Here is an 11,607-nt window from a genome sequence, read left to right on the forward strand (position 1 = left end):
ATAATTCTTCTAATCTATTAGATAAATTCCCGTAGGTAATTCTATACTTTCTATAATGTTATCAAAAACCTCCAATATTATATATTCTCGTATAAAATTTTCGCTACATATTTTTATTATATTTAATATATAAAATATTGCTCATTTTAGAAACACTCATAGGGATAAAATAAAAAAATTATATAATAATTATAATATTTTATATTATTTTACTTCAATAACTTTTTCTTCTTCGGATCCTTTTTTTTCAACTTCTTTATTTAACTCCAATTCTTTCTCTTTAATTTCTTCTTTTATTTCATCTTTAATATCTCTAAAACTTATACCCAATTCCCCATTTAATTCAAGGGAACCTATTTTAAATTTTGATATTTTAAGATTTTTATTCAAATCTACCCTTATTATCAATTCCTTATTATTCAATGTGTTTATAAGTTGTTCGATATCATTTTCTTTCATAATACCACCAAAATATATATGTAGTTTTTAATATTTAAATATATCCAAGTAAGTAAGAAAAAGTAAAATGAGATTTTATAATAACCTTAATTAATATATAATTTAAACATATTTTATAAGCTCTCTTATAGATTCTTCAACATTTTTAGATTTCACAACTCCCGAAGCTAATAACACCCCACTTGCTCCTAATTCAAGTGCTGATGCAACATCTTCTCCTTTTGAAATACCTGCACCACAGAGTATTATCACATCTTTGTCGATGCCTCTAACTTCCTTCACCGTCCTCTCAACAATTTCTGGATTGGCCTTAGATACTGGAATACCCGAGCCTATCAATTCTGGTGGTTCTATTGCTATCATATCTGGACTCATTGCAGCTACGGCCTTAGAAACCAATATATTATTTGTACATACTATTGTTTCAAGGTTGTGGTTCTTTGCCATTTCTATAGCTTTTTCCAAATCTGCCAAAATCATTCTTTTTTCGGAATGGTTTAATAAACTACCTTTCAATCCACAATCCTTTAATGTTTCTGCAATAACATGTCCTGTATGACTTCCAGGAGACACTGCATCAAAATGCTGAGCATAAACCGGAATATTTACATTTTCAGATATCATTCTTAAATCCAAGAACTGTGGGCATACTCCAATTGATATTCCGTTCTCTTCTGAAACCTTTTCAGCAGTTTTTGCTATATTCAAACCCTTTTTTCCCACACTCTCTATGTAAGTCTTATAATTTATTATTATAATCGGTTTTGTAATAATAATAATCACCACCAAAATTAAAATTTATTATAAATATATTTTAATTATTTATTTTTTAATCACTTTTAAAGCATCCTCAACATCCACATTTTCATGAACAACCATTGATATTGCCTTTGTCATGCCTGAAACATCCCTATGCTGAAATACATTTCTTCCAGTAGCAACACCTGATGCACCTGCTTCTATGGCATCTTTAACCATTTGTAAAAACTCCTTATCAGTATTTGTTTTAGGTCCTCCTGCAATTATGACTGGTGCTGGACATCCTCTTACGACTTCCCTAAATGAGTCTATGTCCCCTGTGTAGCTTGTTTTTATAATATCTGCTCCGAGTTCGGCACCAAGTCTTGCTGCATGTGCTACAACTTCTGGGTTTCTCTCGTCAGGTATCTTTTTACCTCTCGGATACATCATAGCTATTAAAGGCATTCCCCAGTATTCGCAAACTTCTGCTATTTTACCCAAGTCCTTGTACATCTCATAATCAGTATCTGCTCCAACATTTACATGGATTGAAACAGCATCTGCTCCCATCCTTATTGCCTCTTCAACTGTTGTGACTATTACCTTTTTATTTGGGTCTGGGGATAATGAAGTTCCAGCTGAAAGATGAATTATTAAACCTATGTCCTTTCCATATCCTCTGTGTCCATGTCTAACAATACCTTTATGAACCAATACTGCATTTGCTCCACCATCTGCTACTAAATTAATGGCTTTTTTCATGTCTTTTAAGCCTTCCAAAGGTCCTGATGATACTCCATGGTCCATAGGAATTATAACTGTTTTTTCTGATTTTTTATTGAATACTCTCTCTAATCTGATAACTTTACCAACATTTTTAATATTATTAAATACCTTCATAAACTCACCATCTATTTATTTTAATTATTTAAATTAAAATTATAATTTATTATTATCTATATTTTATATATGGTTAATTTTATGATATATAAATATTTATAGACTTTTATTAATTCATTTATTCAATTCTGTAAATATCAACAGGAATTTCCAAATATTTCTTCTTATGAAATTCATATATTTTTGGTATTCTAAAATTTGCCTGAAAAATATTTGTGATTATTCTTTCTTTTTCTTTTATGTAATTTATTACAAATTCCCTTGTTGGCGTATTGTGTATTGTATATATTACATCCCCTATTTCCAAAGCCTTATCTAAAAATACCCTATCGGCATATTTTTTTTGGGAGCCAAATGGTGGATTTTGAATGACCATGTTTTTCATCTCTTTATCTGGTTTATATTTATATATAAAATTCCTATCAATATTTTTAACATCCTCCTGTAAAAATACAATGTTATTGATATAGTCATTTATATTTAAATTAAGTTTATTGACTATATTAGTATGAGTTATTCCTTTTACATTCTCATTTGCAAATTCTATTGTTTCTTTATCGATATCAATACCTAAAACCTTTTTTGCACCAAGTAATTTTGCCCCAATTGTCAGCTTTCCAGTTCCACATCCTAAATCTATTACAAAATTGTTTAAAATATCATCTTTTGCAAAAAAAAGTATTTCACTGGCAAGCCTTCCCCCTATTGTATATTGTTCTAAGTGGGACTTTGGATTTGGATGAGGTTTTATATTATCAAGTATTATTTCTAAATGCCTTTTTTTCATAGTTTCACTAAATTATCCCATCTATCCTATCCTTTTTAGATTTTAGTTTATTCATAAACTCATAAAGTTTTTCAATAGTTTCTTCTGAAATTACATGCTCCATTTTACATGCCTCTTCCGATGATTTATGAGCATCTATTCCAAGACAATTTTTAAGAAATGATTCAATAATCCTATGTTTTCGTATGGTTTTTTTAGCAACTTCTTCTCCTTTTTTACTTAGTAAGATACCAACATATGGTTCGTAAACTACATAACCTTCAGCGTGTAATTTTTTAGCCATGCTGGTTATTGCAGATGGATTAACATTCAATATTTTTGCGAGCTCGGTGGTTTTTACAGGTCTTTTATTTTTTTGAATAAATATATATATTCTTTCCAAATAATCTTCAATATTTGAAGAAAGCATGATTTCACCATTATTTTATAAAAATATTATATAAATTATTATAAATTTTATTAAAGTTATAACTATTAAATATATATTCTTTATTTTATTCTTATTTAATTTTATATATGAATTAAATTTATACCGAAACATTTAAATATGATTAAATAATTTAATTTAATTAAAAATATTTAATAATTCTTAATAAATTATAATATTAAAATAAAAGGTGAAAAAATGAATCTAAGTGAAGTAAAACCTGGAACCACAGTCAAAATTAAAAAAATTACTGGAGATTCAAATTTAAAAACAAGATTTTTGGATATGGGACTCACCAAGGGAACATATATTAAAGTTGTTAAAAAAGCACCATTGAAAGACCCTATTGAAGTGGAAGTTAGGGGCTACAGTCTATCTCTTAGAGTAAATGAGGCAAAATATATTGAGGTAGAGTAAAGTAATATTATACAAAAATATTTAACTGTATTTAAATAATTTAAATAAAATAAAAGGTGAGTATATGTATCCTATGGCATTTACAAGGGAAGGAGATAAAATAATAATAAAGGATCTAAATGGAGGTCAGGGTATTGTTGGAAGATTGGTTGATATGGGATTAAATGTGGGGTCTGAGGCAGTTGTTGTTAGAAATCAAAATACAGGACCGTTGATAGTTTCTGTTAAAGGTTCAAATATAGCCCTTGGAAGAGGTCTCGCAATGAAAATTTTTGTAGATAATGTGAGGTGAAAAAATGAAGTATGAGATAGCCTTAATTGGAAATCCAAATACTGGAAAATCCACAATTTTTAACTCTCTAACGGGTTTGAAACAGCATATCGGAAATTGGCCAGGTGTTACGGTTGAAAGAAAAGAGGGGGAATTTAACTATGGAGGATTTAAATATAAAGTAGTTGATTTACCTGGGATTTATGGATTAACAGCAAGGTCAATAGATGAAAAGGTTGCAAGAGATTATATTGTTAATGAGAAACCAGATATCGTGGTGGATATTGTAGATGCTTCAAATCTTGAAAGAAACCTTTATTTAACATTGCAGTTGATAGAGCTCGGTGCCAATGTTGTTGTTGCTTTGAATAAAATAGATCTTGCAGAAGAAATGGGATATAAAATAGATGTTAAAAAACTTGAAGAACTCCTCGGGATTCCTGTTGTTCCCATGGTGGCATCAAAAAACATTGGTATAAACGACTTAAAGAATGTAATTGACAAATCAGTTAGAAAAAAACCCACAGAAATAATTTATCCAAATTTCGAACCTTATATTTTAAAATTAATAGATATATTGAAACAAGATGATGATTTGGCAAAAAGATTTAATTTAAAATATATTGCAATAAAGACTATTGAAAATGATAAGTATGTCAGTGAAATTGTTAAAAACAGCAAAATATACGATAAGTTAAAACCAGTGATGGATGAAATAGGGAATGAATTAAATAAAAAATATGAAGATGCCGAACTTGCAATAGCCGAAGAGAGATACCGTATTATTTCAAATATTGTAAATAGTGCAACAATCAAAAAAGGCGGAGAATTAACTATCTCTAAAATGCTTGATGAGGTATTTACAAACAAATATTTAGGGGTTCCTATACTTATTACATTTCTATGGATGGCATTCAACTTTACCTTCAATGTTTCAGATCCATTTTCAGGAATTATAGATATGATATTTGGATGGTTGGGGGATTTTGTAAAGGCAAATATGGGAGAGGGATGGCTTTCATCATTATTGGCAGATGGAATTATAGCAGGTCTTGGAAATGTCCTTGTATTCTTACCTCCAATAATATGCATGTTTTTTGCATTTTCATATCTTGAAGACAGTGGGTATATGTCAAGAGCTGCATTTGTAATGGATAAGATCATGAATAAATTTGGATTGCATGGTAAATCCATAATCCCATTAGTAATGGGTTTTGGATGCAATGTTCCAGCAATAATGTCTGCGAGAACTCTTGAAGATGAAAAGGACAGGATACTAACAATATTGGTAAATCCTTTAATGTCATGTAGTGCAAGATTGCCTGTTTATGTTGTGTTTGCAGGGGCGTTCTTTTCAGCATATGCTGGGTCAGTAATTATGAGTATGTATGTTTTAGGGGTAGTTTTGGCATTAATTTTAGCATACATATTTAGAAAAGTTATATTTAAAGGGCGACCTTCGCATTTTGTCATGGAGCTTCCGCCCTACAACAAACCAAACTGGAAAAATATATTTGGAAATACCTGGGAGAGATCGAGCAAATTTTTGCAAAAAGCAGGTACTATAATATTTGCAGGGGTAGTTTTAGTATGGTTGTTATCGGTATTTGGACCAACGGGTTATATGGGTCCAGAGGCTTTGGAGAATGGAGAATTGCTGGCTAATTCCTGGGTTGCAGTATTGGGGCATGCCTTAGAACCTATATTTAGCCCAATGAATTGGGACTGGAAGGCAACAGTAGCCCTGTTTTTTGGATTTATAGCAAAAGAGGTTGTAGTTGGAACTATGGGTGTATTGTATGGAACAGGCGAGGACCAATTAACGAGAGCTCTTACAGGAGCTTTTGACCCTATAACAGCCTATGCCTATATGGCTTTTGTTTTAATATATATGCCATGTATTGCAACAGTGGGTGTTATTAAGCAGGAAATAGGAACAAAATGGGCAATATTTTCTGTTCTATATGGATTAGCACTTGCATATGTTGTTGCCCTATTGATTACAATATTTGGAAAATTAATATTTTAAATATATAAGGAGGTGTCTAAATGAATTACCCTATACATTATAATCTACTTGGCATTAATGGATTAATATTTGGTATATTATATATAATATCAGGAATAATAGAATTTATTTCCTCTATTGGTGTGAATTTACCAGATAATTTATTTACTAAGTTATTTACGGGAGATTTGTTTGGAAGTATTGCACTATTGACCATAGGTGTGATATATACAATAGGTTTTAAAAAATCGTTGGATAAAGAATATAATGCAGTATCGTATATATACACTGCAAGCTTGTTGGGATTAGGTATTGCTTTAATAGTTATATTAACAATTTGTTCACATGCCATAGGATTTCTTACAGGAGTTGAGGATTATATTGAATGGAATATTTTAGAAGATATATCAATATATTTAATATTGGGGATATTATCCAGTATAACTTATTATATATCTATTAAAAATATTCCAAAATCTGCAATATCAACGAATTTAACCAAAAATATTTAAAAAATATTAAACATGATTAAATAAGTTAATTATATAAAAAAACTGAAATATATAAATAAAAAATAAAAACTATCAAATATATAAAATAAATAAAATAAAATAGATATCAAAAAATAAATAAAAAAAATAAAAAAAGGTGAATATTATGACTGAGTTTCAATTAAGCGATGCCAAAAAAGGAGAAAAACTAAAAATATTAAGAATAGATGGTGGAGAACATATTAAAAAAGAGTTAAAAAAAGAGGGTATAGATGTAGGGAGTGTAGTTGAGGTTATATCCAAAGGTGTAGATGTTGGGCATACAGGAGCTCTGATTGTAGAGGTAAAAAATAGAGAGATTGTAATACCAAGAGGCATAGCTTTAAAGATAGAAATAGGAGATAAATCATTATTTGATTTAAAACCTGATGAGATAAGAAAAATATCTGGCTTTACATTAGACAAAAATTCCATAGAAGCCCTTAAAAAATTAGGTATAGAATATGGTGTAGATGTTAAATTAAAAGATTATTTAGATAAAGCATATATATTTAAAATCAATGACAAAGATATTGAACTTGGAATAGGGGAAGCTGCAAAGATATTGGTAAATGAAAATGGAAATATTGTTCAAGCCCCATTTTGCAATGAAGGGGAAATATGTAATTGTATAGGAGGTAGTGAGTTTTTAGATAAAATAGAAAAAAAATTGGAGATAAAGGATGTTATAGGCAAAAAAATAACAAAGATTTCTGAAAAACCTTGTGAAGCATCTGAAAAAGGAGTTAAAGGTGAATCGATGACTTTAAAAATAAATGATGATAAAGTTATAACTATCGGTAAGGGGAAGGCAGAGAAGATATGGGTAGAATTTTATATATAAATATAAATAATTTATATTTTTACATAAATATTTAAGTATAATTAACTAATTTAAATAAAGTAAAATTATTGGATATGGATGAAAAGATGGAACATAAAAAGAATAATATAAAAAAAGAAACAATTACTGATAAGGTGCTAAATATATTTATAAAAGTTGCATGCTCAACATGTCCATGTAAAAATAAATGCAGTTTTATGACTAGCAAATCGAGAATTAGCGGACATGCTATCACTAAAAAATAAAAATAAATATAGAATTTTATTCGGTGAAAATATGACTGAACCTAAGGATATTATTTTAAAAGAAAGTGAGGAAATTAAAGGACTAAATGTTGAAGGTCCATGGCTGGAAGATGATATAAATTTAGCCAACATTATAACTGATTACTATGAAAAAATAGGATTTCAAGCAACACACCTTGGAAAAGCTGTTAAGATATGGAAAAAAATAGAAAAAATTAGAAACACAGGAAAAGATGAAATAACTGTATTTATGGGATATACTTCTAACATAGTATCTTCTGGATTAAGGGAGATTATAGCCTATCTTGCAAAGCATAAAAAAATGGATGTGATAGTAACAACTGCGGGAGGTGTAGAGGAGGACTTTATAAAATGTCTAAAACCATTTATAATTGGAGATTGGGACTTAAAAGGCGCCTATTTAAGGGAAAAGGGAATTAACAGAATTGGAAATATTCTCGTCCCAAATGATAGATATGTGGAATTTGAAAAATACATGACGGAATTTTTCAAGAGGTTGGATGAAAAACAAAAAGAAGAACATAAAATAATATCTGCAAGGGAATTTTGTTATGAATTGGGTAAATTCATGGATGAAAAACTTGAAGATGATGCAAAAGAAAAGTCTATACTCTATTGGGCATATAAAAACGAAATTCCCATATTCTGTCCTGCTATAACCGATGGTTCAATTGGGGACATGCTTTATTTTTATAAGGTTGAAAATAAATCCAATTTAAAAATAGATGTTGCAGAAGATATTGTTAAACTTAATAACATGGCAGTATATGCTAAAAAAACTGCGTGCATTGTATTGGGGGGTTCTCTTCCAAAGCATAGTATAATAAATGCAAATTTATTCAGAGAAGGAACTGATTATGCCATATATATCACCACTGCTGTTCCATGGGATGGTTCTCTTAGCGGAGCTCCGCCAGAAGAAGGTGTATCCTGGGGTAAAATTCAAACAAATGCAGATTATGTTGAAGTCTGGGCAGATGCCACACTTGTATTTCCAATGATTGTTTATGGAGTGTTTAAATAAATATCTTTTTTATTTTCCTTTACCATATATTTTTTTTATTTTAATTTTTTATTATTATTTACTTTTTATTTTTTATTTTTTACCTCCTTTTTTACAACTTTTAAATCATCGTGGGTATTTACATTTACAAAAGTCTTTTTTGTAGGGTCTATTTCATCTACTGGAACATATAGTGGGTTTAACTCATCTATAAACCTTCTTATTGGGAAAGTTTTGTCCTCTTTAATGGATATTTTAACGAGTTCCTCCAAAATACGTATTGATGATTTTTTATATATTGAGAATAGGGGTTCTATATATCCATTTTCGTGTTTTGGTATAATGCAGTCATATTTTTTAGAATCTGCAATAGGTATGTAATTTAATAATTTATCTATTGAAATTTTGCTTATAAGTGGCATATCACAGGGTAGCACTATGACCCATTCTGTGTTTAGTATCCTCATACCAGATAAAATTCCAATAATAGGCCCTTTATTGTTTAAAATATCCCATGTAATTGTTTGACGGTATTTTTCAAACATGTAATGTTGTTTTTGTATATTTTCAGAATCGAGATTATTTAAATGTTTAAATACCACCGTAAAAGGAATATTCATTTCAATAAGCACATTTGCAATATTTTCTATTAAATAATTATTATTTAGTTTTCTGAAAGGTTTTTCGCCACCCATTCTTGTCGCATTTCCGCCCGAGAGTATAATTGCTGAAATCATAACCATAATATCAACTTATAAAGATTAGGTTTATATATAATTTAATTTCAATATTAAAAACTATAAACTATTTCCTTTAAACTTTTATTTTTTAAACAAAATTATTATATATTAGTTATTTATATGGTTATTTGCTTGATTTAAAAGAGTTCATTAAAAACGGAAATGTCAAAAAAATAAATAAAATATAAAAGGTGTAATGATGGAAAAAGGAAAACTTGTGAAGATAACATACAACGGATATGTAAATGGAAAGTTATTTGATACCACCGATGAGGAGTTGGCTAAAAAAGAAGGGATATACAACCCAATGATGGTATATGGTCCAGTTACAGTTTCAGTAGGTTCAGGAATGTTAGTTCCAGGTTTGGATGAAGCATTGTTGGAAATGGAAGTTGGAGAAGAGAGAGAATTAGAACTACCTCCTGAAAAAGCATTCGGTAAAAGAGATCCTTCAAAAGTTAAAATTGTTTCAATTAAAGAGTTTAAAAAACATAAGATAAATCCAGTCGTTGGAATGCCCATAACTATCGATGGAAATGTTGGAAAAGTTGCAAGCGTAAATGGTGGAAGAGTTTTAGTTGATTTCAACCACGAATTAGCTGGAAAACCTGTAAAATATGTTTTAAAAGTTGAAGAAGCTGTTGAAGAACCAGAAGAAATTGTTAAAGAATTAATCAAATTATACATGCCAAGACTAAACAAAGACGATGTAAAAATAAAATTAACAAAAAATACCGCTACAATAAACATCCCAGAAAGTGCAGTATTTATGAACAACCTTCAAATGATTAAAATGGCAGTTGCCAACGAAATTATAAAAAGACTTGATGTTGAAAAGGTATCATTCGTAGATACTTTTTTAAAGAAAAAAGAAGAAGGAAAAAAAGAATAAAATAAAAAAAAATAAGAATAAATATTATTATTCAAACATAAATTAATAATTAATAATATTAATATTGCTTTTTTGCTTTCTTTTTTATTTTTTGCTACACTATTATTTTATTTATTACTTTTTACTTTTTTCATATTATAATTTTATATTTGATTAATTAACTTTAAATAAGTTAATCAATAATTAATTTCCACAGCTTATTTAGACATATATTGAAGTGATATCATGAAAGACCCCTTTGGCAGAGAAATAAGGTCTCTGAGAATTTCAATAACGCCAAAATGTAATTTAAAGTGTTTTTACTGTCATAAGGAGGGACATGATGGTAAAAATGTTAATTTAATGACTCCTGAGGAAATTGGAAAAATCGCAAAAACCTCTCTAAATTTTGGTATAAAGAAGATAAAAATCTCTGGGGGGGAACCTCTTTTAAGAACTGACTTACCCCAAATAATTGAAAATATTGTGGATAATAGATTAAAGGATATTTCACTAACTACCAACGGCATTTTTTTAGAAAAATATGCCAAAAGGTTAAAGGATGCAGGACTTGACAGAGTAAATGTTAGTATAGACACACTTAATCCAGAGAAGTATAAAAAAATAACATACTGCGGAGATATTGAGAAGGTAAAAAACGGTGTAAAAGAAGCAATAGATGTGGGATTAACTCCTTTAAAAATAAATTATTTGGCTATGAAAATCAATATTGATGATTTGGATGATTTAATGAACTACTGTAAAGAGCTCGGTGCTATATTACAGGTGATAGAATTTATACCATTAAATGAAAATTTGAGAAAATATCATGTTGATATCTCTCCAATAGAAAATAAAATAGCAGAAAAAGCGGATAAAGTAATTACTAGAAAGTTCATGCAAAATAGAAAAAAATATTTGGTTGATGGTTTAGAAATAGAATTTGTTAGACCTATGGATAATACGGAATTTTGTAGTCATTGCACAAGGATTAGATTAACCTATGATGGATTTTTAAAGCCCTGCTTACTAAGGGATGATAATTTGGTGGATGTTTTAACTCCTTTAAGAAATGGGGAAGATATTGAAAAATGCTTTGTTGAATGTATTAATAAAAGAGAACCTTATTTTAAGGAATGATTTATAGTATTTTAAATATTAGAAATTTAAAATAAAGATGTTTTTATTATTAAGTATGGTCAAAATATATACACCATACTAAATATAATATTATAAAAAAGACGATATTATGAAGGCTAGGAAGTAGTGGCTAAAATAATTAAGATTTAATTAATCAAATTCCTAAACGAAGAAAGGAAGGGAGGAAAATATATAATTTTAGA

General features: G+C 29.0%; 15 protein-coding genes. 9 read left to right on the top strand and 6 right to left on the bottom strand.

Annotation, left to right across the window (positions count from 1 at the left end; genetic code table 11):
* Positions 1-204 precede the first annotated feature (204 nt).
* From F7B34_RS01325 to F7B34_RS01345, 5 genes are all read right to left on the bottom strand, one after another.
* On the bottom strand, positions 205-459 hold the full coding sequence (locus F7B34_RS01325; RefSeq protein WP_292459719.1) for a hypothetical protein: 255 nt from the start codon (positions 457-459) through the stop codon (positions 205-207).
* A gap of 102 nt (positions 460-561) precedes the next feature.
* Positions 562-1,230, bottom strand: coding sequence for a triose-phosphate isomerase (gene tpiA / locus F7B34_RS01330; RefSeq protein ID WP_292459744.1), 669 nt, complete (start codon positions 1,228-1,230; stop codon positions 562-564).
* Between the two features lie 51 nt (positions 1,231-1,281).
* Complete coding sequence (locus F7B34_RS01335; RefSeq protein ID WP_292459721.1) at positions 1,282-2,100, bottom strand: 2-amino-3,7-dideoxy-D-threo-hept-6-ulosonate synthase; 819 nt, start codon at positions 2,098-2,100, stop codon at positions 1,282-1,284.
* 118 nt (positions 2,101-2,218) lie between these two features.
* Complete coding sequence (locus tag F7B34_RS01340) at positions 2,219-2,887, bottom strand: METTL5 family protein (RefSeq protein ID WP_292459723.1); 669 nt, start codon at positions 2,885-2,887, stop codon at positions 2,219-2,221.
* Between the two features lie 7 nt (positions 2,888-2,894).
* A complete protein-coding gene (locus F7B34_RS01345) occupies positions 2,895-3,296 on the bottom strand; it encodes a metal-dependent transcriptional regulator (protein WP_292459725.1) in 402 nt (133 codons plus the stop codon).
* A 216-nt stretch (positions 3,297-3,512) separates the two neighbouring features.
* Here F7B34_RS01345 and F7B34_RS01350 point away from each other — a divergent pair, with 216 nt between their 5' ends.
* The 7 genes from F7B34_RS01350 (at position 3,513) to F7B34_RS01380 (ending at position 8,674) form a co-directional block, all read left to right on the top strand.
* A complete protein-coding gene (locus F7B34_RS01350; RefSeq protein WP_292459727.1) occupies positions 3,513-3,731 on the top strand; it encodes a ferrous iron transport protein A in 219 nt (72 codons plus the stop codon).
* Positions 3,732-3,795: 64 nt separating this feature from the next.
* Positions 3,796-4,023 (top strand): FeoA domain-containing protein, encoded by a 228-nt coding sequence (locus F7B34_RS01355; RefSeq protein WP_292459728.1) that lies wholly within the window; start codon positions 3,796-3,798, stop codon positions 4,021-4,023.
* 4 nt (positions 4,024-4,027) lie between these two features.
* Positions 4,028-6,031: a ferrous iron transport protein B gene (gene feoB, locus F7B34_RS01360; protein ID WP_292459730.1), complete on the top strand. Its 2,004-nt coding sequence runs from the start codon at positions 4,028-4,030 to the stop codon at positions 6,029-6,031.
* Between the two features lie 20 nt (positions 6,032-6,051).
* The gene (locus tag F7B34_RS01365; RefSeq protein ID WP_292459731.1) at positions 6,052-6,522 is read left to right on the top strand and encodes a hypothetical protein; all 471 of its coding nucleotides are present in this window, start codon (positions 6,052-6,054) and stop codon (positions 6,520-6,522) included.
* A 145-nt stretch (positions 6,523-6,667) separates the two neighbouring features.
* Complete coding sequence (locus F7B34_RS01370; RefSeq protein ID WP_292459733.1) at positions 6,668-7,384, top strand: FeoA domain-containing protein; 717 nt, start codon at positions 6,668-6,670, stop codon at positions 7,382-7,384.
* An 86-nt stretch (positions 7,385-7,470) separates the two neighbouring features.
* Positions 7,471-7,629, top strand: a complete 159-nt coding sequence (locus F7B34_RS01375) for a hypothetical protein (RefSeq protein WP_292459736.1) — start codon at positions 7,471-7,473, stop codon at positions 7,627-7,629.
* A gap of 31 nt (positions 7,630-7,660) precedes the next feature.
* The gene (locus tag F7B34_RS01380) at positions 7,661-8,674 is read left to right on the top strand and encodes a deoxyhypusine synthase (protein ID WP_292459738.1); all 1,014 of its coding nucleotides are present in this window, start codon (positions 7,661-7,663) and stop codon (positions 8,672-8,674) included.
* Between the two features lie 65 nt (positions 8,675-8,739).
* On the opposite strand, the gene F7B34_RS01385 is transcribed toward F7B34_RS01380, so the two are convergent.
* Positions 8,740-9,390, bottom strand: a complete 651-nt coding sequence (locus tag F7B34_RS01385; RefSeq protein WP_292459746.1) for a molybdenum cofactor guanylyltransferase — start codon at positions 9,388-9,390, stop codon at positions 8,740-8,742.
* A gap of 202 nt (positions 9,391-9,592) precedes the next feature.
* Here F7B34_RS01385 and F7B34_RS01390 point away from each other — a divergent pair, with 202 nt between their 5' ends.
* Positions 9,593-10,285 carry a peptidylprolyl isomerase gene (locus tag F7B34_RS01390; RefSeq protein WP_292459740.1) on the top strand — a complete coding sequence of 231 codons (693 nt, stop codon included), beginning with the start codon at positions 9,593-9,595 and terminating at the stop codon, positions 10,283-10,285.
* 225 nt (positions 10,286-10,510) lie between these two features.
* A complete protein-coding gene (gene moaA / locus F7B34_RS01395; RefSeq protein ID WP_292459742.1) occupies positions 10,511-11,404 on the top strand; it encodes a GTP 3',8-cyclase MoaA in 894 nt (297 codons plus the stop codon).
* Positions 11,405-11,607 lie beyond the last annotated feature (203 nt).

This window comes from Methanothermococcus sp. (genome assembly GCF_015523155.1).
In the GTDB taxonomy this organism is placed as follows: domain Archaea; phylum AGJL01; class Methanococci; order Methanococcales; family Methanococcaceae; genus Methanofervidicoccus.